The sequence below is a fragment of the Nocardia sp. NPDC058518 genome (genome assembly GCF_042719655.1).
In the GTDB taxonomy this organism is placed as follows: domain Bacteria; phylum Actinomycetota; class Actinomycetes; order Mycobacteriales; family Mycobacteriaceae; genus Nocardia.
In genome coordinates this window covers 245,407-268,398 of the sequence record NZ_JBHXNJ010000003.1, presented here as the reverse complement: position 1 = coordinate 268,398, position 22,992 = coordinate 245,407, and the positions used below count along the sequence as shown (strand labels likewise).

21 protein-coding genes are annotated in these 22,992 nt (G+C 66.4%); 10 read left to right on the top strand and 11 right to left on the bottom strand.

The genetic code is table 11. The features are described 5' to 3' along the window. Positions 1–14 precede the first annotated feature (14 nt). Genes ACFWPX_RS08310 through ACFWPX_RS08275 form a run of 8 tightly spaced genes read right to left on the bottom strand, consistent with a single transcriptional unit; the run spans position 15 to position 8,556 of the window. Positions 15–1,211, bottom strand: coding sequence for an MCE family protein (locus ACFWPX_RS08310; RefSeq protein ID WP_378926806.1), 1,197 nt, complete (start codon positions 1,209–1,211; stop codon positions 15–17). Beyond that, complete coding sequence (locus ACFWPX_RS08305) at positions 1,208–2,287, bottom strand: MCE family protein (protein ID WP_378926805.1); 1,080 nt, start codon at positions 2,285–2,287, stop codon at positions 1,208–1,210. The genes ACFWPX_RS08310 and ACFWPX_RS08305 overlap by 4 nt, the downstream gene beginning before the upstream one ends. Beyond that, positions 2,284–3,360: an MCE family protein gene (locus tag ACFWPX_RS08300; RefSeq protein ID WP_378926804.1), complete on the bottom strand. Its 1,077-nt coding sequence runs from the start codon at positions 3,358–3,360 to the stop codon at positions 2,284–2,286. Before ACFWPX_RS08300 ends, ACFWPX_RS08305 begins: the two co-directional genes overlap by 4 nt. Continuing rightward, entirely contained in the window at positions 3,357–4,388 is a 1,032-nt protein-coding gene (locus ACFWPX_RS08295) for an MlaD family protein (protein ID WP_378926803.1), read from the bottom strand. Before ACFWPX_RS08295 ends, ACFWPX_RS08300 begins: the two co-directional genes overlap by 4 nt. Continuing rightward, on the bottom strand, positions 4,385–5,407 hold the full coding sequence (locus tag ACFWPX_RS08290; protein ID WP_378926802.1) for an MlaD family protein: 1,023 nt from the start codon (positions 5,405–5,407) through the stop codon (positions 4,385–4,387). The genes ACFWPX_RS08295 and ACFWPX_RS08290 overlap by 4 nt, the downstream gene beginning before the upstream one ends. 1 nt (position 5,408) lies before the next feature. Beyond that, positions 5,409–6,827 carry an MlaD family protein gene (locus ACFWPX_RS08285; protein WP_378926801.1) on the bottom strand — a complete coding sequence of 473 codons (1,419 nt, stop codon included), beginning with the start codon at positions 6,825–6,827 and terminating at the stop codon, positions 5,409–5,411. 9 nt (positions 6,828–6,836) lie between these two features. Then, complete coding sequence (locus tag ACFWPX_RS08280; RefSeq protein WP_378926800.1) at positions 6,837–7,697, bottom strand: MlaE family ABC transporter permease; 861 nt, start codon at positions 7,695–7,697, stop codon at positions 6,837–6,839. Position 7,698: 1 nt separating this feature from the next. Next, positions 7,699–8,556, bottom strand: coding sequence for an MlaE family ABC transporter permease (locus ACFWPX_RS08275; RefSeq protein WP_378926799.1), 858 nt, complete (start codon positions 8,554–8,556; stop codon positions 7,699–7,701). A gap of 412 nt (positions 8,557–8,968) precedes the next feature. Here ACFWPX_RS08275 and ACFWPX_RS08270 point away from each other — a divergent pair, with 412 nt between their 5' ends. The 3 genes from ACFWPX_RS08270 (at position 8,969) to ACFWPX_RS08260 (ending at position 11,863) form a co-directional block, all read left to right on the top strand. Continuing rightward, the gene (locus tag ACFWPX_RS08270) at positions 8,969–10,153 is read left to right on the top strand and encodes an alanine--tRNA ligase-related protein (protein ID WP_378926798.1); all 1,185 of its coding nucleotides are present in this window, start codon (positions 8,969–8,971) and stop codon (positions 10,151–10,153) included. Between the two features lie 102 nt (positions 10,154–10,255). Next, positions 10,256–10,840, top strand: a complete 585-nt coding sequence (locus ACFWPX_RS08265) for a TetR/AcrR family transcriptional regulator (RefSeq protein WP_378917983.1) — start codon at positions 10,256–10,258, stop codon at positions 10,838–10,840. 3 nt (positions 10,841–10,843) lie between these two features. Next, positions 10,844–11,863, top strand: coding sequence for an LLM class flavin-dependent oxidoreductase (locus ACFWPX_RS08260; RefSeq protein WP_378926797.1), 1,020 nt, complete (start codon positions 10,844–10,846; stop codon positions 11,861–11,863). Between the two features lie 25 nt (positions 11,864–11,888). On the opposite strand, the gene ACFWPX_RS08255 is transcribed toward ACFWPX_RS08260, so the two are convergent. Then, on the bottom strand, positions 11,889–12,557 hold the full coding sequence (locus ACFWPX_RS08255; protein WP_378926796.1) for a hypothetical protein: 669 nt from the start codon (positions 12,555–12,557) through the stop codon (positions 11,889–11,891). 152 nt (positions 12,558–12,709) lie between these two features. On the opposite strand from ACFWPX_RS08255, the gene ACFWPX_RS08250 reads away from it, so the two are divergent. The 5 genes from ACFWPX_RS08250 to ACFWPX_RS08230 all read left to right on the top strand — a co-directional run bounded on the left by ACFWPX_RS08250 (position 12,710) and on the right by ACFWPX_RS08230 (position 18,835). Beyond that, positions 12,710–13,891: a serine hydrolase domain-containing protein gene (locus ACFWPX_RS08250; RefSeq protein ID WP_378926795.1), complete on the top strand. Its 1,182-nt coding sequence runs from the start codon at positions 12,710–12,712 to the stop codon at positions 13,889–13,891. Positions 13,892–14,107: 216 nt separating this feature from the next. After that, positions 14,108–15,874, top strand: coding sequence for an alpha/beta hydrolase (locus ACFWPX_RS08245; protein WP_378926794.1), 1,767 nt, complete (start codon positions 14,108–14,110; stop codon positions 15,872–15,874). Between the two features lie 27 nt (positions 15,875–15,901). Next, positions 15,902–16,132, top strand: a complete 231-nt coding sequence (locus ACFWPX_RS08240) for a hypothetical protein (RefSeq protein WP_378917972.1) — start codon at positions 15,902–15,904, stop codon at positions 16,130–16,132. 34 nt (positions 16,133–16,166) lie between these two features. Further along, positions 16,167–17,207: a glutaminase A gene (gene glsA, locus ACFWPX_RS08235; RefSeq protein WP_378926792.1), complete on the top strand. Its 1,041-nt coding sequence runs from the start codon at positions 16,167–16,169 to the stop codon at positions 17,205–17,207. After that, positions 17,204–18,835, top strand: coding sequence for an MFS transporter (locus ACFWPX_RS08230; protein WP_378917968.1), 1,632 nt, complete (start codon positions 17,204–17,206; stop codon positions 18,833–18,835). The genes glsA and ACFWPX_RS08230 overlap by 4 nt, the downstream gene beginning before the upstream one ends. A 7-nt stretch (positions 18,836–18,842) precedes the next feature. On the opposite strand, the gene ACFWPX_RS08225 is transcribed toward ACFWPX_RS08230, so the two are convergent. Both ACFWPX_RS08225 and ACFWPX_RS08220 read right to left on the bottom strand, forming a co-directional pair. Next, positions 18,843–19,346 carry an SRPBCC family protein gene (locus ACFWPX_RS08225; RefSeq protein ID WP_378926790.1) on the bottom strand — a complete coding sequence of 168 codons (504 nt, stop codon included), beginning with the start codon at positions 19,344–19,346 and terminating at the stop codon, positions 18,843–18,845. Between the two features lie 20 nt (positions 19,347–19,366). Then, entirely contained in the window at positions 19,367–20,533 is a 1,167-nt protein-coding gene (locus tag ACFWPX_RS08220) for an epoxide hydrolase family protein (RefSeq protein ID WP_378926788.1), read from the bottom strand. A 63-nt stretch (positions 20,534–20,596) separates the two neighbouring features. Between ACFWPX_RS08220 and ACFWPX_RS08215 the strand changes: the two genes are divergently transcribed. Continuing rightward, positions 20,597–21,568 (top strand): helix-turn-helix transcriptional regulator, encoded by a 972-nt coding sequence (locus tag ACFWPX_RS08215; protein ID WP_378926787.1) that lies wholly within the window; start codon positions 20,597–20,599, stop codon positions 21,566–21,568. 56 nt (positions 21,569–21,624) lie between these two features. Beyond that, complete coding sequence (locus ACFWPX_RS08210) at positions 21,625–22,887, top strand: MFS transporter (RefSeq protein ID WP_378926786.1); 1,263 nt, start codon at positions 21,625–21,627, stop codon at positions 22,885–22,887. Positions 22,888–22,992 lie beyond the last annotated feature (105 nt).

Sequence of the window (22,992 nt, the reverse complement as noted above, 5' to 3'; positions counted from 1 at the left end):
CTCGGTAGGTGGAATCAGTTGGCGGGCAAGGGGACCGAGAGCTCGTCGCCGGTGACGCCGGGTGGTGGGCCCGATCCGTTGTCGGGCCCGGCGGGGCGCGGCGCGTTGGCCGATCCGCGGACCTGCAGCTCGGGATGGCTGGTGACGCAGTAGTTGTACAGGCGGCCGCGGCCGTCGGAGACCCCGGCGGGGGAGACCGGGATGGTCTCGTACTCGCAGGTGGGACGCGGCCAGATGTCTGCCATGGTGTGGAAGGCATTGTCGTGGGCCGGGACTCCGAGGGCGACGACACCGGCTCGCAAGGCGGGGAACAGTGCCGACATGGCCGGGGTCCGCAAGCGGGCCGCTCGGGTGATGGCGACGAAATTGGTCACCAGGCTGGTCAGTGGGTCGCTGGTTTCGGTGAGCACGCCGCCGAGTGTGGTGAGCCTGCCCGGACCGTCGTCGAGGAGTTCGCGCACCTCGTGGTCGGCGGCGTTCATCTGGTCGAACAGCGCGCTCGACCCGCGCACCAGGGTGGCGAGGTCGGGCTGGGCGTGTGCGGTGGTGTCGGCGATGACCCGCAGATTGCGAAGCAGTTCGGTGGTCTGCGGGAGCAGTCCGGTGAGGCCGGTCATCGCCTGGCTGAGACCGCTGATCACATTGCGCAGGACATCGGGGCCGCCACGCAACGCGCGATCGAGTTCGTCGACGATCACGGTGAGCCGGTCCGGGTTCATCCCGGCGATGAGGGCTCCGGTGTTGTCCAGGAACGAGTCGATCGTGACCGGGGTGCTCACCTGGTCGGCGGCCACCGTCGCGCCATCGGCGAGGTAGGGCGCCTCGCCGGTGGTCGGCCGGAAGTCGAGATACTGTTCGCCCGCAGCCGAAAGACGCCCGATCGCTACCGGTGATCCAACGGGAATCGGTGTGGCGCTGTCGATCTCGGCCTCGGCGAGGATGCCGGCACCGTCGAGCGCGATGGCGCGCACCGCGCCGACCCGCACCCCGCGCACGGTGACGTTGCTGTTCGGGAGCAGGCCGCCGGAGCTGTCGAGCTGGACTCGCACGATGTAGGTCGTGTGCAGTGGCCGCACGCCGACGACGTCGATGGCGATGTAGCCGGATCCGATGACGAGCATCCCGATCATGCCGAGCATGGCCCCGGCTGTTTTGTGGCGCTGCGCCCAGCGAGCCAGCGCGACGACGAGGGTCGCGGCGCGCGCGATCATCGGTGGCCTCCCTGCAGTCGGCCGAGCACGCGAGCCAGTACCTGGGTGAGGCTGCCGATGAACGCGGTGACATCGGTGCCGTCGGGCAACCTGCTGCCCTCGGTATCGGTGAGCGCGCCGATGTCCAGGTACGAGATCCGTGCCGCGACCGCCAGACTCGAGCCTTGCATCGACGCCCGCGCCACCGGGCCCAGTGTGTTGAGTCTGTCCAGCGTGGTGCCCAAGTTGTCGCCCATCCGGGTGAATCCGGTCATCAATCCCTGCACGCTGTCGAACAGGCTGAGGAATTCGGGGCCGGTGGTCGAGGTGAAATCGCCGAGCGCGGCGGTCACCGTGGACACCTTCGTCGTGAGATCGGTGATGGCACGGTTGTTCTCGGCGATCACGGCGATCAGATCGGGGAAGGTATCGGCTGCCTGACCGAGTTCGGCCTTGCGGGCGCGCAGCGTGGAGGTGAGCCCGTCGAGTCCGTGCAAGACCGAATCGATCTGCCCGGTGCGCTGATTCAACGCGCTCAGCGTCGCGGTGAGTTCGGTGAGCAGGTGCGACAGCTGGGGTCCGCGTCCGCCGACGATCGCGTTCAGTTCCGAGGTGATGCGGGCGACCTGGTTCATCGCACCGCCGTCGAGCAGCATCGACATCGCCATCATCAACTCCTCGACCGAGGCGCCCGCCGAGGTGTGCTCGCGGTCGATGACATCGCCGTCGGCGAGCAACGGGGTGCCGGGGCGGTGCTCTGGCAGCACGATGGCGACGTGGATGTCGCCCAAGGGGGTCGGCTGCCGCAGTTCGGTACGGGTGCCCTGCGGTAGCGCGATGTCGCGGCGCACCTCGAGCTCGACATCGGCCAGGAAGTTCGTTGTATCGATTCTGGTGACGACCCCGACGTCGGTGCCACCGATCTTGACCCTTGCCCGTTCGGGCAGGTTGAGAGCATTGTCGAACACCGCGTGCAAGCGGTAGGAGGGTCCGTCGACACCGGGGCGTGGCAGCGGGACATTGTCGACGGTGACCGTGCACGAGCAGACGCTGATCGCGGCCAGCGCGGTGACGGTGAGGCGTGTGGTTCTGTTCATTCGGAAAGTCCCAGCAGGGCGGCAGTCAGACCGAAGTCCGGACCGAAGTCCATGAGTTTGCCCGTCCGGCAGCCATCGGCGCGCAAGGCGACCCGCGCACACAACAGCGACAGAGTTTCGTTGTCCAGCAACGATTTATCGGTGAGCAGGTGAAGCCGTAGCGCCCGCTGATCGGTGCTGACCGCGCGGGCGAAGTTGTCGGCCATCAGCGGTGTCACATCGACGATCTCGGTGAGTCCGCGTGCATTGTCGCGCATCTGGCCGGTGATGGTGACCAGACGGTTCACCGCGTCGGTGAGCGGTACACGGTTCTCGGCCAGCACCGTGGAGGTGTTGGCGATGAAGTCGTTCACCTGGGTGAGGACCGCGGCCAGGCCCGGCGCCTGCTCGGCGAGCAGGGCGACGAGTTCGGTCAGCCGGCCGCTGAAGTTCCGGACGGTCTGATCGTTTCCGGCGATCATCGTGGTGAGCTCGTTCAGTTCGACGATGGTGCGCGAGATCTGGTCGCGATTGGCCAGCGACACCTCGAACGTCGTGGAGAGGGCGTCGAGGGTCTCGCGGATTCGGTCACCGTTGCCGTCGAGCATCGGGAACAGCACCCGGCTGGCCATCGGGCCGTTCGCGTTGTCGCCCTTCAAGGCTTCGCCGAGTTGTTCGAAGTTGCGCAGGATGCGGTCGAGTTCGACCGGTGTCCTGGTGTTGGCCAGCGGTATGTGGGTGCCGTCGGTGAGGGTGGGCCCTTCGCCGGTATAGGCGGGGGTCAATTCGACGTGACGGTTGGTGATGAGCTGGGGGGAGACCAGGGCTGCCATGACATTCGCGGGCAGCTCGACGCCTGGCTCGATCGTCATCCGCACCTCGACGAAGGCGCCCTTGGCCTCGATCGCGTCGACCCGCCCGACCGGGACGCCGAGCACCGAGACGTCATTGCCGACGAACAGGCCCGCGGCGCTTTCGAAGTCGGCGCTGAGGTGGACAGCATCGGGGCGTAGCGACACCGGAATCGAGGAACAGCCCGCACCGATGCCGGTGACGATCACCAGCGCGAGGCATTGGAGCACTCTGCGCATCATTCGCACCCTTCTACCGCGTCGGCCAGGCACAGCCAGTTGTCCGGGAAAATCCACGGCAGGTAGATGTCGCCGTAGGGTCCCTGCGCGAACGAGTTGTTGAATTGGCGGACCGCCACCGGCATCACCTGATAGAGCGCGTCGAGGTGTTCGCGGTTCTTTTCCAGCCCTTGCGACATCGTGTTCAGGTTGTGGATGAGCGGGCCGAGCCTGCCGCCGTCGTCGACGCCCATGTCCTGCAGGATCTTCGAGGCGGCGGCGATATTGTCGAGTAGTTCTCTGATCAGGTCGCGGCGCTGGATGACGGAGTCGCCGATCGCCTGGCCGTTGGTCAGCAGCACCAGCACGCTGTTCTGGTTGTCGGCGATCAGTCCGGAGACCTGATCCATGCTGCCGAGGAGCTGGTCCACTTCGTCACGCCGGGAGGCGATCACCTTGGCCAGCGCGCCGACGCTGTCGAGCGCCTTGGCGGTGAGCTGCGGTGAATCGCCCAGCTGCGTGCTCACCGCGTCCAGGCTCGCGCGCAGCGCGTTCGGATCGAGTCGTTCGAGATGTTCGAAGGAATTGCGATATCTCGGATCGTTCACGACCTTGGCCAGGTTGTAGGGAACGGTGGTGGCCGACAACGGGATACGCGAACCCGGTAGTTGCCCCTCGGTTCCCGGATCGAGTTCGACGTGCATCTTGCCGAGGATGGTCGACATCTTGATCGCCGCTTTCGCGTCGTGACCCACGGCGAGGTCGGGCCGCACACTCATCGAGACCAGCACGCGGTCCCGTTCGAGCCGCACGGAGGTGACTGTGCCGACTTCGATCCCGGCCACGTCGACGCTGTTGCCGGTCCGCAAGCCTGCGGCCTGGGCGAATTCCGCGTGGACGGTGTCCTCGCCGAGATGTGCGCGGGAGAGGATCCCGGATCCGAGGACGAGCACGATCACCGTGACCCCGGCCGCGATGCCGAGGGCGAAGTTCCGGTTGCGGAACGCATCGCGCAGGGTCGTGAGGACGAGGGAGACCAGGAATTTGATCATCGGCAGACCTCCGAGTGTTCGTTGCCGCCGACCTGGGAGAACATTCCGCGGGGAAACAGCACGCCCCACAGCGAGACATCCAGGCTGCAGACATAGGTATTGACGTAGGTGCCGTTGCCGCTGATCCGCGCGAGCCCGGCAAGGATCAGCGGGAGTTCGATCGCCGACTGATCCAGGCGCGCACCATTGGACAGCAGGAGGTCGACGCCCTCGCTCGCCTGTTGCTGTGCCTGCGCCATACCCGGTGCGACCCTGGTGATGAGGTCGGTGAGTTTCGTTGTCGACTCGGCGATCCCGGTGACCGAGCCCTCGAGCACCGCGCCTTGTTCGTACAGCCCGCTGACCAGGGCACGGGACTGGGTGATCAGGGTCTCCAGCTCGCCGCTGCGGTTGGCCAGGCTCGTGATGACATCGCTGAGGTTGGTGATCACCGCGCCGAGGATCTCGTCGCGTTCGGAGAAGGTCGTTGCCAGCGCGGCGGCCTGAGTGATCAAGGCGGACAACGACACCCCGTCGCCTTGCAGTGCCTGCACCAGGGTTTCCGACAGCGAGTTCACCTCGTCGGGTTGCAGCAGGCTGAACAGTGGTTCGAAGCCCGACAGCATGGTGGAGACGTCGAACGATGATTCCGTGCGCTCCAAGGGAATCGAGCCGCCCGCGGGTAACGGTTCACCCGCCGATTCGCCCACGGCCAGCGCGACATAGCGCTGGCCGATCAGATTCTGGTAGCGGATCAGCGCTTTCGTGGTGGTGCTCAGGTGCTGGCGGGACTGCACGGACAGGGTCACCCTGGCATTGCGGCGGTCGACCAGGTCGATCGCGTCGACCCGGCCGACGCGCACGCCGGCGATCCGCACGTCGTCGCCGGTGCGCAGGCCGAGCACGTCGGTGAAGGTGGCGCTGTAGCGATGGGTGTCCCCTGGCACCGAACGTTGCAAGGTCGACCAGATCGTGTAGGTCGCGATCACGGACAGCGCGACGAAGACAACGAGCCCGAAATGAATAGTGCGGGTGCGCATCTCAGTGGCCTCCTGAGGGTGGCGGTGCCAGCGTCACGGTCGCACCGGTGAGGACGGCGCCGAGCAGAAGCTGCTGGGTGGTGTTCGGGCGCTCGCCCAGGAACGCGGCCACCGCGGCGGGTCCGGTGAGCGCGACCGGTCCGGCTCGGTGGCTGGGTTGCTGCGGAACGGAACTCGCCGGGGCGGTGATGCCGGGGATCACCAGACCGGGTAGCGAGAGTCCGGGGATGTTCGGCAGGGCCGGAATGTTCGGCAGGACAGGCAGGGCGGGCATGGTGGGAATCGGTGCGGGCCCCGCCGATGCCAGCCAGCCGGGAAGCAACTGCGCCGGATAAGACTGTGGCGCAGGGGAATCCGGAATGCTGCCGGTATCGCACCGTGGTCCGGCTTGGCTGCCGTAACGCGGGCAGTCGGCCGCGGTGTACTGGCGGAACGGCGTGAACGAGACCGTGACGTCCCACTGCATCTGCTTGTTCGGCCCCCAATTGAACACGGTGGCAAGGCGACTCAGGGAATCGCCGAGCGCGGTGACGGTTTCGCTCAACGCCGACGGATCCGCCGCGAGTGCGCCGAATGTCTCGTCCAAGCCGACGACGAGCTCCTTGCCCGCGTCCGGGTTGCGGGCGAACAACGCCTGGGTCGCGTCGGTGGCCGCGCCTGCCGAGGTGAGCAGTTCGATCACCTGGCTGCGGCGAACAGTGATCGTGTGTGCCGTCTGCACTGATTTGCCCAGGGCATCAGCGAGTTCGGGTGCCGACTGATTCACCGCCGCGGTAGCCGCGCCGAGGTCGCCGAGCAGGTCGCCGATCCCGGGCATCGCGCGGACCTCGGTGATCCACTGGTCGAGGCGTTCGATCGTGGAGCCGGGCATCCGGGCGTCACCGTCGAGTGCCTCGGCCAGGGTGGCCAGCACCCGGGCGAGTTTGGCGGGCTGGATGCGATCCAGGACGTCACGCAACGTGGTCAGCGTGGTCTGTAGGGCTACCGTCGCCCGGCTGGTGTCCTGCTCGACGACAGCACCCGCGCGCAATGGCGTCGCGGCCGGGCCGTTGTCCACGAGTTCGATCGAGGTGACTCCGAAGATGTTGGCAGGCACGACACGAGCCGTCACCGAGGCCGGGATGGCCGAGGCAGCGGCAGGTTCGAGGTCGAGTTCCACACGCTGGCTCAGCCCTTTTTCGGCGATCTGCACTTCCGACACCGCGCCGACCAGCAGTCCGCGGAAACGCACATCGGCGCGGGCAGGTAGCCCGTCGCCGGTGCTGGTCATCCGTGCCGTCACCGCGACGGTCTCCTCGAAATGGCCCGCGTAGCGCAGCCCGAGCAGCGCGACGACGCCGGACAGGCTCAGCGTCATCGCTACACCGGCCACGCTGAGCCGCCCGCGCGACCAGCCGCGTCCACTGGGATCCGGATACATAGTTGTCCCCTATCCGGAGATCCGGATGCCGGAGTCGACGCCCCAGATCGCGAGTGTGAGAAGCAGATTGAGGAAAACGACGACAATGATCGTCATCTTGATCGCGCGCCCGGCCGCGACCCCGACACCTTCCGGTCCGCCTGCGGCGATGTAGCCGAAGTGGCATTGGATGAAGGTGGCGACAAGCACGAACGCGACCGCTTTGAGCACCGAGTAGACGATGTCGCCCGGGTCGAGGAACTGGTGGAAATAGTGGTCGTAGGTGCCGATGCCGTTGCCGCCCAGGAAGAACGCGGTGACCTTGGTGGTGAGGTAGGCGGTGGCCATGCCGATGCTGTAGAGCGGCAGGATCGCGACCGCGGCGGCCAGCATGCGGGTGGTGATCAGGTAGGGGAGCGGGCGGATCGCCATCGACTCGAGTGCGTCGATCTCCTCGGCGATCCGCATCGAGCCGATCTGGGCGGTGAACCGGCAACCCGCCTGGGCGGCGAAGGCGATGGTGGCCAGCAGAGGAGCCAGTTCACGGGTGGTGGCGAAGCCGGAGATCGCGCCGGTGAGCGGGCTCATCGTCAGCAGATCCAAGGCGGAATGCGATTCCATTCCCACGGTGATGCCGCCGAAGCCGCACAGGATCAGGATCACGCCGACCGTGCCGCCACCGACCACCAGCGCGCCGTTGCCCCAGGTGACGTCGATGATCAGCCGCACGACCTCTTTGCGGTAGTGCCGGAGGACGAACGGGATCGCCAGCAACGTCTCCACGAAGACGACGCCCTGATGTCCCAATCTCGCGTTGGCCTCGGTGATGGGGTCGGTCGTGGCCTTGACAGCGCGGAGCGGACGCAGCAGGGGCGGTAGGTAGTTCGTCATCTCAGAGCACCTTGGAAGGGAACAGGGTGTTGTAGATCTGGGTGAGCGCGATATTGGCCGCGAACAGCACGATCGCCGAGCTGACCACCGCGGAGTTCACCGCGTTCGCGACACCTCCCGGTCCACCCTTGGTGTTCAGGCCGCAATCGCAGGCGATGATCGCGGTGAGTGCGCCGAATACCGCTGCCTTCACCAGCGCGACCAGCAGGTCGCTCGCGACGGCGAACGAGGCGAAGGTGCTGATGTAGGAACCGGGGGTGCCGTCCTGGATGTAGATGTTGAACAGATAGCCGGTGGCGAAGCCGATGAACACCACGAACCCACACAGCAGCACGCTCACGAGCACCGCGGCGAGCAGTCGCGGCGCGACCAGCCTGCGGACCGGATCGACGCCCATCACCCGCATGGCATCGATCTCCTCGCGGATGGTGCGGGAACCGAGATCAGCGCAGATCGACGAGCCGACCGCGCCTGCGATCATCAGCGAGGTGACCAGCGGCGCGCCCTGCCGGATGATGCCGAGGCCATTGACCGCGCCGATGAAGGTCGTCGCGCCGACCTGGCTGACCAGCGAACCGATCTGAATCGAAACGATGGCCGCGATCGGGATGGCGACCAGCAGCGTCGGGGTGGCTGAGACACCTGCCATGAATGAGCTCTGCCGGAGGAATTCGGACAGCGGAAAACGTCGTTGCACCAGTGCCCGGACCAGCTCTGCGGTGGCTTGCCACGCCATGGTGACCTGTCGGCCAGCGGTCTCGGCAGACTGTCGCGGATGGTCACGCCACCAGTCGAGACAGAACCTGACGACGAGCTCGAAATCCGTTGGAACAGCAACTTTGCCGTCTGTCGATACCATGTCGATCACCCCGTGTTCCATGCGGCCGCAGAGCTGTTCGACCGAATCCGACCTCTGATCTACACGGATGTTTACCAAATATCTACGCATCCGTAGTTAGCTGTCTGGGACTGTATCAACAAGTCGCCCGCGCGTCCTCGATTTTGATGCGTTCGGGTCCATCCCGTGGTGGCCGGTGCGCAGATAATCGGTCGTGCTCGGCACGGCCTGGTTGCTACCGTGCAGGCATGAAGGTCACTTCACGAATCGCCGCCGCGGCCGCACGAGCTCTCAGCTCGCCGGTCGCAGCCGCCTGACCTTCTTTCTCCCATGCCGGCGACCGGAAACGGTCCGCTGGTGTGCGTCGGTCCTGGTGCCGGACTTGCCAGGTGCGGTCGCTTCCGGTCGATTTCACATCGATGGAGCGACCACCATGATCACGACAGACCAGACCGTTCAGACCTTCCACGACTTCTTCCGCGAACGCGGGCATGAACTCACGCCGGGCGGATCGCTCGTTCCCTCGCCGGGGGACCCGGTGCTGTTCACCACCTCCGGGATGCATCCGCTGACCCCGTATCTGATGGGTCGGCCCCACCCTCTGGGTCGGCGGCTCACCAGCCTGCAGCGATGCCTGCGCACCACCGATCTCGACGAGGTCGGTGACGACACCCACCTCACCGTGTTCGAAATGCTCGGATCCTGGTCACTGGGCGACTACGGCGGCCCGCAGAGCCTGCGGTGGGGATTCGAACTGCTGCGCGACGGCTTCGGTATCGACCCCGGCCGGATGTCGGTCACGGTATTCGGCGGTGACGAACAGGTCGAGCCCGACCACGAGTCGTGGCGCACATGGGATGAGCTGGGCTTACCGGTCGAGCCGACCACGGACGAGAACTGGTGGTCCAACGGCCCGACCGGGCTCTGCGGGCCCGATTCGGAGGTCTTCGTCTGGACCGGGGACGGACTGCCGCAGGGCACACCGACCTCCGATGATCGGTGGGTGGAGGTGTGGAATCACGTCATGATGCGCTACGTCCGGCATCCCGACGGCAGCCTCGAACCGATGCGCACGCCCGGCATCGACACCGGCCTCGGTGTGGAACGACTGGTGCGAATCCTGCGGAACACGCGGTCCGTCTTCGAGATCGACGTTTTCGAGCCCTGGCTGACCACCCTGCCCCGAATCTGGGGCACACGCGACGATCGGACGCTGCGGCTGCTGTCGGACCATCTGCGATCGGGCATCGTCGTCCTCGGCGACCGGGTCACGCCATCGCCGTCCGGTCGCGGTCATATCCTCCGTCGTTTGATCCGCCGCACCCTGACCACGCTGTGGCGCGACGATCCGACCCGCACCCTGTTCGATCTGCCGATCGAGCTTGTCGAACACACCCTCGGGCACTTCCGGCAATCCGTTCACCCCGACGAGGTGCGCACCATCCTGCTCGATGAGGAACGCAAATTCGCTGTGCTGCTCCAGCGTGGTCGAAAGGTCCTGTCCCACGGCCGTTTCACCGGGCCCTTGACCGACGACGACTACCGCTATCTGCACGACACACACGGGCTGCCCCGCGATCTCGTGACGTATCTGAACACCGAAGCCGGTGTCAGTTGAGATGCCAGGGCCTTGTTGCCGGGGGGTCTGGGCGTGAGAGCCCGCCCTACTATGCTCTATGTCAGGGTGGCTAACTTCGCGCCCTCGATGTGGAGGGACAACGTGGCGGCACGAAGCGGGACCAAGCAGAAGATGCTCTACGGCGCGGTAGAACTCCTGCGGGAACGTGGAGCCGCGGGGGTTACCGTCGATGCCGTCCTGACGCGCAGTCGGACACCCCGCGGCTCGGTGTATCACCACTTCTCCGGTGGCCGGAACCAGATCATCGCCGAGGCAGTCGAACTCGCGGGCAACGCCATCACGGCGATCATCGACGAATCCGTGCGCGAAGGTTCGGTCGGTGCCCTCCGGCGATTCGGCGCGTTCTGGACGCAGATCCTCCATGAGAGCGACTACGCGGCGGGATGTCCGGTGGTATCGGTGACGGTCGGCGGATCGGAAGACGATCAGCGGCTGATCCCAGCCGTCGCCGACATCTTCCGGCGGTGGCAGGATGCGGTGACCCGCTCGTTGACAGCGGAGGGCGTGGAGCAGGCTCGCGCCTCCCGGCTGGCCACGATGGCCATCGCCGCCATCGAAGGCGCGGTCATCCTGTGCCGGGCAGCGCGCTCGACCGCTCCGCTCGACGACGTCCTCTGCGAGCTGGAAGTGATCCTCGCGAATTCCATCCGCCCACAGGAAGCGTGAAACGTGCAGATCGGTGTCATGATCGAACCGCGGCTGCCCGGTGCGGCCGATTTCGCTCTCGCGGCCGAGCGGATCGGCGTCTCGTCGTTGTGGGTTCCCGAAGTCTGGGGCTACGACGCGCTGACCGGGCTCGCCTACCTCGCCGCCAAGACCTCCACGATTCGATTGGGCACCTTCATCGTCCAACTCGGCTCGCGCACACCGGCTCTGCTCGCCACGTCCGCGCTCAGCCTCGAGGAGCTGTCGGGCGGCCGTTTCGACCTCGGCATCGGTGTTTCGGGTCCGCGCGTCATGGAAGGCTGGCACGGCGTTCGCTTCCGCAAGCCGGTGCAGACCACACGCGAGACGATCGAGATCATCCGGACTGTCAGTCGCGGCGACAGACTCGAGCACGCCGGCGAGATCTATCCACTTCCGTTGCCCGACAGCGTGGGACGAGCCCTTCGTCCGCTCGTGCGTCCCCGCCACGTACCCGTCTACATCGCGGCCATGGGTCCGGCCAATCTGCGCCTCACCGGCGAGGCCGCGGACGGCTGGCTCGGCAACGCCTTCATCCCCGAGGCTGCCGAGACTTTCCTCGGCCCCATTCGCGAGGGCGCCGAACTGGCGGGCCGCACATTGGCTGATCTGGACCTCGTCGCACCGGTCGCGGTGGAGTTCACCGAAGACGAGGCGTCGGCGACCGTCGCAAGCCGCAGGCACGCCGACGGATACGCGTTCACCATCGGTTCGATGGGTGCGGGCGGCCGCAATTTCTACAACGACGCGTTCACCAGACTGGGCTACGGGGACGCCATCGCGACCGTTCGCGAGCGCTGGGAAGCAGGCGATCACGAGGCCGCGCGTCGCGAAGTGCCACTGGACCTCGGCCGGCTCACCAACCTGATCGGCACGCCCGATATGATCGCCGAACGCGTCCGCGCCTACGAGAGCGTCGGCATCACCACGCTTCTCGCCAAGCTCGATGGTTCCTACGACGAACAGCTCGCAACCCTCACCAGGATGCTTTCCCTCGTGAACTAGCGGTCGAGGCCCCTTCGCCGTGCGATCACCGGTGGCGCAGGACCTCGAGCCGGCCGTTGGCTGAGGCCAGCGAGCACCCAGCTCTGCTGCTGGTCAGCAGCATGTTGGCGAGTTGGAGAAACAGCACGAGGTAGGGCTTGCCGGGATGGGACCGACTGGGCCATTCATGCCAATAGTGCGGTGGGTCGAGGCAGGTGCCGGGTCCGGTGGGGAGCCGCAGCCGATCCCCGGGCACGAGGACGGTGACATGGAGATCGGTGAGAACTCCGGCGGCGTCGTCGGACAGGGACACGGACCGGGTGAGCATCGCCCACCGGTGCAGCGGAACATAGGGCGGCGCCGTGGCGAGTGTCGGTACTGCCAGAGCGTTGCCGTCGTAGGTGGCGGCGGCGAGTCCGGCGGGTACGAGTAGCGCGGTGACCGTGTCGTCGCATACCAGCTCCACGCCTGCCCCGTCGGCGGTGATTTCGGTCGGTAGTCCTCGGTGTCGGTAGGCATTCGTCCAGTCCCGGGGGTTCCGCAGTTCGTGTGCGTCCGGCCATGGGAGGCCACGTGATCCGGCCAGGACCTCCCATGCGGCGGCACCGAGCCCGCAATCGTGGTGGCGGTGCTCGAACCAGTACCGGCGGGCGTCGTTGGGGGAGAAGGCCATCGGCGGGAGGTCGCAGTCGAACTCCTCGTCCTCGAGTCCCATCGGTGTTCCTTCGGTGTCGTCGCTGCCAGGTCCTTCGAGTATGACCTTGTGGCCTCGAGTAGCTCGCGAGTCTCAGCCGGTCGAGTGCCGTCGGCGCGTAGATTCGACATCGCCGCTGATCGTGAGTTCTTCTGAACGAAGGGATCGCCGTCATGAGTTTGTCGCCCCCGCTTCGCGGATATCGCAGATCATGTGCGGTGTTCGCGGTCGTGCTCGCCATCGCGACGGGCGGCTGCACTGCGCAGGAGAAGTCCGCCGACTCCCCGTCCACGGGCTCGTCGTCGCAGGTCGAGAGTCCCGAAGCGTCGAAGATCGCTGACATCGTCCGCGCGAAGATGACCGAACTCGACCTCAGTTCCGCGGTCTACGGCGCATGGCGGGGTACCGAACAGATCGCCCTCGGCGCGCTCGGCGGATCACCGCTCGGTGTCCCCGCGACAGCGGATATGCGGTTGCGGGTCGGCCAGCCCATGGAACCCATGCTGTCCACCGTGCTGTGGCGACTCGACGGACAGGGCGTGCTGAAACTCGACGAACCCATCGCCCGCTGGCTGCCCGACTTCCCGCGCGCCGACAAGATCACCCCGCGAATGCTCGCCGACAGCACCTCCGGCATCTCCGACTATGTGACCGAACCGGAGTTCCTGAAGATCTTCGGCGAGAACCCGATCCGCGAATGGACCGCACAGCAACTGCTCGATCGCGCCAACGCCCGCCCACCGCTGTTCGAGCCGGGCACCAGGTTCGCCTACGCCCACAGCGATCTGGTCGTCCTCGGCGAAGTGCTGCAGAAGGCGGCGGGCAAGCCACTGGGCGAGCTGATCGCCGAACACATCACCGAACCGCTCGGGATGCACGACAGCAAAGTAGTACTCACCCCACAGGTCGACGAACCGATCCTGCACGGATACACCAACGAACGAAACGTCTTCGAAGACTCCACCTTCTGGAACCCCACCGCCTTCCTGCACAGCGGCAACATGAACTCGACCGTCGCCGACGTCGGCCGCTGGGTCCGCGCCCTCGGCACGGGCGAACGACTCACCCCCGACCAGTTCCAGCAGATGATGGGCCCCTCCACCGCGGGCCTTGGCCCCTTCACCACAGAGAAATACTTCGCCTTCGGCGTGGTCCACCTCGCCGACTGGCTGTTCATGAACCCGTCCTACGGCGGCTACGACGGCGTCGCCTATTACGACACGAAAACCGGGACAACCGTTGTCGTCTACGCCACCCTCGGCCCGGCCTCCGATTCCAACCAGAACAATGCCGTCGGCATCGGTACAGAGATCGGTGCCCTCCTGGTTCCCGAACGCCCACCGACGGTTCCCTGAACAATCGGCAACTATTCGCACTGACCGGTGGTTGTACCGAACGGAGTCACCAGTTCTGACCTGCGGTTAGATCACATTGTTGGTGTCGAAAGCCCTATTCCGGTGTTCTGGTGAGATCGGGTCGTATAGTTCCACATTGAACGAACCGCATCGAGTTGACACTCGACAGCGAAATGCGTGCACCGGTGGATCGTTGGGCGAAACACAGGGGAACAAATGAATTCCACGCGCGGAGACGGTCGACGGTGGACGTTCGGCGCACACCGAACCGACGCGAGTTCCCAGGATCCCCCACCTCCCGAGATCGCGGCGGGCACCCGCCAGGAAAATTCGTCCGCACGGCCGGTCGCGGAACCCACTTTTCGGCGCCGGGGATTCCATTTCGGTGGCGCGGTGGGGGCATTGGTATTGGTGTGGTTGTCATTGACGCCGTCGCTGCTGCCCAGAGGTCCGTTGTTCCAAGGGGTCGTCACCGGTGCCGCGGCGGTCTTCGGGTACGGACTCGGTGTCGCAGTCGCCGCGCTGCTGTGGTGGATGCTGCAACGGCAGCCTCGGCCGACGCCGTCGGTGTTGTGGTGGGGGCTCGGCGTCGTGGCCTGCCTCGGATCGGTCGCCGTGCTGGCCTGGTATGCCGAGTGGCAAAGGGATCTGCGGTCACTCATGGGAGTGAGCGGTCTTCCCTGGCACGCCTATCCGATCATCGTGGCGATCGCTGTCGTGGTGTTCGCGGTGTTGCTCGCGGTGGCGCGGCTGTGCTGGGCATTGTCGCGATGGGTCGGTGGGCTGTTGGGGCGGGTGCTGCCCACCCGCGTCGCGGCGGTGCTCGGCGCTGTGGTGGTGGCCGCCCTAGCTGTCGCCGCGGTCAACGGGGTGGTGGCCGACGTGGCGATGTCGATGCTCAACGAGACATTCAAGGCGGTCAACCAGGAGAGTTCGCCCGATACCGAGGAGCCCGTCCTCGCGGAGCGTTCCGGTGGTCCCGGCTCGCTGGTGAGCTGGGACTCGCTGGGCAGGCAGGGACGAATCTTCGTGTCCAACGGTCTGACCGCGGCCGAACTGACGGCATTCAGCGGAAAGCCCGCGCGCGAGCCGATTCGCGTCTACACCGGCCTCGATTCCGCGGAGACGATCAGGGCCGAAGCAGATCTCGCGGTTGCCGAGTTGCGGCGGGCCGGTGGCTTCCAACGAGCGGTCCTCGGGATCGCGACCACCACCGGCACCGGGTGGATCAACGAGTCGACTGCCTCGGCGCTGGAGTATCTGGCGGGCGGTGACAGTGCGCTGGTGAGTATGCAGTACTCCTACCTGCCGAGTTGGCTGTCCTTCGTCGTCGACCAGGAACGCGCTCGACAGGCCGGTCAAGCATTGTTCGAGGCGGTGCACGCCGAGTGGGACCTGTTGCCGGTCGATCGCCGGCCGAAGCTGGTGGTTTTCGGGGAGAGCCTCGGATCCTTCGGTGGTGAGGCGGCCTTCTCCGGTATCCAGGACATGGCGGCCCGCACCGACGGAGTCCTGTTCGTCGGTCCCACCGCCACCAATCCGGTATGGCGCGATGCCACCGCACGACGCGACCCGGGTTCCCCACAGTGGCTACCGATCTACCGTGACGGGCACACAGTGCGATTCGTCGCCGACGCACCGGATCTCGCCCGCCCCGACACCGCGTGGACCGCACCCAAAGTGGTCTACCTCCAGCACGCCTCCGACCCGATCACCTGGTGGACACCGCGACTGCTGTTCCAGAAACCCGACTGGCTGAGCGAAGAACGCGGCCGCGATGTCTTGCCGAGCACCCGCTGGATCCCGGTGGTGACATTTCTGCAGGTGTCCGCGGACATGGCCGTCTCGGTCGATGTGCCCGACGGGCACGGCCACACCTTCCAGGCGGTTATCGCCGATGCCTGGGTGGCGATCCTGGAACCCGCCGGCTGGACCGTCGCCGACACCGAGCGTTTGCGAGAGATCCTGCGTGGCGCCGAGTGAACGCCACCCGTCGAAAGGAGGACTCTGATGAACGATGCCGCCGGTAAGCGGTCCCTGCTGAGTCGCGTCTCACCAACCCAATGGATCGCCATCGGGTTGAGCATCGTCGCCGTCGTTTTCGTGGTGGAGAACAGAGGAAAGGTATCCATCGAATTCCTGTTGATCTCGGTCCGTTCCCCGATGTGGTTGATCCTGTTGGCGATGTTCGTCGTCGGCTGGGTTGCCGGAGTTCTCACCACTCGTCGCGCCCACAAATGACAGTGCTCGGCTATATCAGAAGTGAGGGATCTCTGTGTCCACACCGACATCCGACGGAAAGATGGACCTCGATGTGGGGAATGTCGAACAAGCGGTCTCCACCGGTGCACTGCCCGGTTGGGACGACGTCGAATCGCACGTCGGCGCGGCCTATGAGCGGTACCGATCCCATCAGGCAGGGGTCGTCGCCGACTACATTCCCGCGCTGGCCGAGGCCGATCCCGAGGCGTTCGGCATCACCGTGGCCGAGGTCAACGGTGAGTTGCACCCCGCGGGAACCGCGTCAGCGGTGTTCAGCATCCAGTCGATCGCCAAGGCATTCGTCTATGCCCTGGTGTGTGAGGCACTCGGGCACGACGGGGTGCGTGACCGTGTCGGCGTGAACAACACCGGACTGGCCTTCAACTCGGTCATCGCGATCGAGCTGAACGACGGTCACCCGATGAATCCGATGGTCAATGCCGGCGCGATGGCGACCACCGCGATGATCCCCGGTGCCACCGCCGCCGAGCAGTGGGAACAGATCCGTTCCGGGCTGTCACGTTTCGCCGGCCGTCAGCTCGAACTCGACGGCGGCGTCTACCGATCCGAAATGCTGACCAACCAGCGCAACAGAGCGATCGCGGCACTGCTCGAAAGCTACGGGCGCATCCATATCGATCCGCTGGAGGTCGTCGATGTCTACACCAGGCAGTGCTCGCTGCTCGTGGATTCCCGTGATCTCGCCGTCATGGGCGCGACCCTCGCCGACGGCGGGGTGAATCCGTTGACGCAGCAGCGGGTCGTCTCGGCCGGCGTCTGCCGCGACACCCTCTCGGTTCTCGCCGCGACCGGAATGTACGAGCGGTCCGGTGAGTGGCTCTTCGAGATCGGGCTGCCTGCCAAATCCGGTGTCGCGGGCGGAATCGTCGCCGTGGCGCCGGGAAAGGGAGCGATCGGAACGTACTCTCCTCGACTGGATTCGGCCGGTAACAGCGTGCGTGGCCAGCGGGCGACCGCGTACCTTTCCCGCACCCTCGGGCTGAATCTGTTCGCGTCGAACGCCTACTCGGAGCAAGGGAGTGATCAGCAATGACCGCTGAATCCAGTTCGACGACAACATATTCCGAGCGGACGTCATGGCTGCCGATGGTCGGTCTTTTCTTCGCGCAGGTGCTGATGTCGTTCAACGTCGCCGCGCTGCCCGTCTCGCTCGGCGGCATGGTCGAAGACTTCGGCTCCGCGCCGACGGTGGTGAGTTCGACGATCGTTGTCTACGGCCTCGCCGTGGCGGCACTGGTCATGGTCGGCGCGAAACTCGGGCAACGCGTCGGCTGGCTACGCATCTTCCGGGTCGTTGTCGCGACGTTCGCCGGTTCGGCGTTGATCATGATCTTCTCCCCGTCGGTGTCGTGGGCGATCGCCGGACAAGCGCTGGCGGGTGCCTCGGCGGCGATCATCGTTCCCGCGCTGGTGGCTCTGATCGCCGAGAACTACCACGGTGAGCAGCAGGCGACAGCCATCGGTTCGCTCGGGTCGGCGCGAGCGATCTCGGGAGTGAGCGCCTTCTTCATCGGTGGCGCACTCGGCTCGCTCGTCGGCTGGCGACCGGTGTTCGGGATCGTGCTGGTGCTGGCCGTGATCGTGTTCGCCTTCAGTTTCACCCTGCGCTCCGACCACGGCGCCGCCGGCATCGACATCGACCTCACCGCCGCGGTGCTGATCGGCGCGGCGATCGTGCTGCTCACCCTGGGCTTCAACAACCTCAATGCCTGGGGCCTGTTCTTCGCCGACCCCGCGGCGCCGTTCGACCTGCTCGGTCTCTCACCCGCTCCCGTGCTGATCGTGGTCGGCATCGTGCTCGGACAAGCCTTCTTCTTGTGGACGCGACAGCGGATGCGGGCAGGCAAGGCACCGCTGGTCGACCTGTCGGTGCTCGGCAGTTCCCGCGAGCGAGCGGCCGTGTACGCGATGTTCATCGTCGTCGCCCTCGAGGCCGCGCTCAATTTCACGGTCCCGCTCTACATCCAGATCGTGCAGGGACGGTCACCGTTCGACACCTCGCTGGCGATGATGCCGTTCAACCTCACGGTCTTCGTCACCGCGACCCTCGTCGTCCGCTTCTACAAGCACTACAGCGCCCGCGTCATCGGCATCTTCTCGTTCACGCTGACCACCGGTGCCCTGATCTGGCTCGCCTATGTGGTGAACAACAACTGGGAGACCTTGCCGACGATCGCCGGACTGATCGTGTTCGGCATCGGCCAGGGCGCACTCGTCACCCTCGTGTTCAACGTCCTGGTGACCTCGGCGCCCAAGAACCTCGCCGGGGACGTCGGGTCGATCCGCGGCACCACGCAGAACCTCGCGTCGGCCGTCGGCACGGCGGTCGTCGGGGCCATGCTGGTGACGATCCTGAGCTTCACCGTCGGCCAGGCGATCGTCAGCAACCTCGATCTGCCCGATGCGCTGATCGCCCAGGTCGACCTCGACAATGTGAACTTCGTCAGCAACGACCGCCTGCACGAGATTCTCGAACGGACCGACGCGACACCGGAACAGGTCGACGCCGCCGTCGAAATCAACGAAGACGCCCGCCTGCGCACGCTCAAACTCGGGCTGCTCATCCTGGCCGGTATCAGCGCTACCGCGATCGTCCCGGCAGGTCGGCTGCCGAACTACCGGCCCGGCGAGATACCGGATCCCTCGCCGGTCAAGGACTGAGACCCGTTCAGTCCGTCGACTCGAGTTGCCGCTTGAGGTTGCGCAGGGTGCGGTGGATGTTCTTGCGCTGGAATTCCACGAAGGTGTCGCCGCCGGTGGCGATCCGGTCGAAGACCTGAACCGCCGCGTTCGGCCAGGTCTTGCGATCGTCGTGCCAGGTCTCGGTGACCAGGGTGCCACCGTTGTCCGGCTCGAATCGGTACTCCCAGGTCGCGATACCTCCGCGGATCCACGGACTGCGGACACCGATCGCCTCTACGCGGAACGCGAATCGCTTGCCCGGCTCGGCCGTGATCACCACGCAGCGGGTCACCCAGCGAGCGAAGCCCCGCTTGTTGAACCCCTCGAATTCCATTCCCACATAAGTGGACTCGCGCGGCTGGGTGACCTTCGCTCCGCGGTTCTCCGGACTCCACCGACCCATCAGGGTCGGATCGCTGACCTGCTGATAAACAGACACCGGGTCCGCAGCGATGTGGATGCTGTCGAAGACGGCCGTGGTGCGACTCATGGACAGAACCTATAAGACGATCACCCCGCCACGGCGAGTCGGGCCTGTCGCCGGTATGCGCGGAACGTGGCACGCAGGTCATCGATGATGAGGTCGGGTTCCTCCATGGCCGCGAAGTGGCCGCCTCGATCGAACTCGGTCCAGCGCACGATGTTGTGGTTGCGTTCGGCGATGCGGCGGACCGGAACGCCGAGATCCTGCGGCATGACCGCTACCGCGACCGGCACATCGGTCTCCGGTTCGGGCTTGCCCCAGGTGGCGGCGCCCTCGTAGTAGTAGCGGGCCGACGAACCGGCGGTGGCGTTGAGCCAGTAGATCATGACGTTGGTCAGCATCGCGTCCCGATCGACGGCGTCCTCCGGCACGTCGGTCGAGTCGGTCCAGTCCTTGAAACGTTCGACGATCCACGCCAACTGACCCACCGGGGAATCGGCGAGCGCGTACGACAGCGTCTGCGGGCGGGTGGCCTGCAGCAGCGCGTACGCGCTGAGTTCGTACTGGGCCCGTTGTGCCAGCTGCAGGGCGCGCTTCTCGGCGGGATTGTCGAGGTCGGCCGTTTCGGGGGTGACGGTGGCGGAGGCGATCATCGTCAGGTGCAACGCCACGACGTGGTCGGGGTCGATCACCGCCAGTTCCCGTGAGATGGCCGCGCCGGTGTCTTCGCCGTGTGCGGCGTAACGTTCGTAGCCGAGCCTGCGCATCAGCTCCGCCCAGGCCCGCGCGGCCCGGCTCGTCGACCAGCCGACCGCGGGGCCGGAGAACCCGAATCCGGGAATGGTCGGCACGACGACGTCGAACGCGTCCTCGGCCCGGCCGCCGTGCGCGACCGGATCGGTCAGCGGTCCGATCACCTCGAGGAACTCCACGATCGATCCCGGCCAGCCGTGGGTGAGGATCAGAGGCATGGCACCGGGTTCGGCCGACCGGACGTGGAGGAAATGCACATCGTGGCCGTCGATCTCGGTGCGGAATTGCGGGAACGCGTTCAGTCGCGCCTCCTGTGCCCGCCAGTCGTAGCCGGTGCGCCAGTACCGCACCAGCTCCTGGGTGTAGTCGAGCGGGATGCCTTGCGCCCAGCCGACTCCGGTGACGCCGTCGGTCCAGCGGGTGGCGTCGAGGCGCCGATGCAGGTCGTCGAGCTGGGACTGCGGGATGTCGATGCGGAAGGGTGTGATTGCTTCGCTCATGAGAACCACGTTACGAGGCGGCTAGGACAGGTACTGCCCTAGCAATGGGGGAGAATACGAAGTGTGTTGGAAACTTCGGCTCGCCTCCTCGAACTCCTGTCACTGCTGCAGACACCCCGGGTGTGGACCGGCCCCGACCTGGCCGAGCGCCTCGAGGTCGACGCTCGCACGGTCCGCCGTGACATCGACAAGCTGCGCACTCTCGGCTATCCGGTGCACGCGGTCGCAGGCACGGCCGGATACCGGCTGGGCGCGGGCGCCAAGCTGCCACCGCTGTTGTTGAGCGATGACGAGGCGGTCGCCGTCGTGCTCGGGCTGCGCACGGCCGCGGGCGGATCGGTCACCGGGATCGAGGAGAGTTCGTTGCGGGCGCTGGCGAAACTGGAGCAGATCCTGCCGTCACGACTGCGACATCGCGTCTCGGCCTTGCAAGCCGCCACCGTCACCATGCCCGCCGGGGCCGCGACGGTCGACCCGGACGTACTGACCGCGATCGCCGCCGCGATCCGTGACCACGAACAGCTCCGTTTCGACTACCGCACACACGAGGGCACCGAGATCCGGCGAGCAGCGCAACCTCACCGACTCGTGCACACGGGACGGCGTTGGTATCTGGTCGGCTGGGATGTCGAGAAGCAGGATTGGCGCACCTACCGCGTGGACCGCCTCCGTCGGCGCATCCCCAACGGGCCACGCTTCACCCCGCGCGAGGCGCCCGAGGTCGACCTGGCCGGCTGGGTGTCGCGCGGTGTCAGCAGCGCCGCCTACCGCTATCAGGCCCGCATCACGCTCGAGGTATCGGCCGCCGTGGCGGCGGATCGCATCCCGCCGACTGTCGGGGTCATCGAAGCGATCGACGAAGGGCACTGTCTGCTGCACACCGGATCGAACTCGCTCGACGAAATAGCCGTCTACACCGGGCTTTTCGGCTTCGGTTTCCGCGTACACGAGCCACCCGAACTCATCGACCACCTCCGCGCGCTGGCGCACCGGGTCACCGCGGCCATCGCGCCCGGCGAGGATGCGCCGGGCTGACGGTGTAGTCCGTTTTCCGCCGGATCCGTCGCCCCTAGATTTCTAACGTCGATGCCATGGAAAACAAAAGGGTTCCGGAGATTTCGGGCACGGTGTTGCGCGCGCCGATCGTGTGGTTCATGGCGTCGGCGGCCGCGCTCGCAACCGCCAGTGTCTACCTGCTGCATCCGGCCGTCGCCGAGGTCGCCAGATCGCTGGACACCTCGGCGGCGGCGATCGGCACCGCGCTGGCATTCGGGCCGATCGGCTATCTGGCGGGGTTGGTGCTGCTGGTGCCGCTGGTTGACCGGTTCGCGCCGCGGACCGTGGTGGCGGCGCAATTCGCGGCACTGGCTGTCGCTTCGGCGGCCGGGGCGATTGCGGGTTCGGTGTGGGTGCTGGGAACGGCCGTCGGTGTGGTCGGGGCGGGATCGGCCGTCGGCGCTCAATTGAGTTCGGTGGCAGGGCGTTTCGCGGGGTCTCACCGTCAGGCCACCGTGCTGGGGATCGTCACCGCGGGGATTTCGGCCGGAATTCTCGCCGGTCGCATCGTCGGCGGCTGGCTCACCGAGATGATCGGCTGGCGCGCAATGCTTGTGGTCTTCGCGGTGCCCTGTATCGCGGTGGCGGCTATCGCGTATTCCGTCCTGCCGGCAGCGCGTGGTCGCGCGCGTGCCGGATATCTGGATACGGTGCGGGGGATTCCCGGGCTCTTCGCTCGCTTCGCGGCGCTGCGATGGGCGGCGGCGCGGGGTGCGCTGTGGTTCTTCGCGTTCTGTGCGATCTGGGCGGGTCTCGCGGTGGCGTTGTCGCAGCCTCCGTACTCGTATTCGCCCGAACGGATCGGTCTGTACGCCTGTGCCGGACTGGCCGGTGTCGTCGCGACGCGGATCGCCGGAAGCTGGACCGATCGGGTCGGTGCGAGGAAGGTGATCCTGGTCGGGCTCGCGCTCGCCTTCGCCTCGACAGTGGTTCTGGCGGTCGCGCTGTCGAACACCGTGGTGACATTGGTTTGTCTCGGTCTCTTCGATGCCGGGCTGTTCGCGGCGCAAGTCGCGAATCAGAGCACGGTACTGGCCATCGATTCGTCGGCACCGGCCCGCTTCAACAGCGCGTATATGTCCGTCTATTTCGTCGGGGGCAGTCTGGGCACGGCGTTCGGGGCCGCCGCGGTCGGCTGGTTCGGCTGGTTCGGTCTGGTCGCTGCCGCCGCAGGGGCCACAGCCGCGGCAGGCGTTGTCGCCCTGGCCGACCGGACGCGCAGCGAGGCCGGAGGATCCGGTTCGGTCGGCGGACATGATGCTGCCGCGAGGGTGGCCGCTGCCCGCGTCGAGCGGTAATCGTCCGGGGGCGGGGGGGGCGGGGGGGGGCCCCCACGCAGGGGGTGGAGAGGGGTAGGTGGACGAGTTTTGGACACCAAGAGAGCAGGGGGGCCCCACCCACAC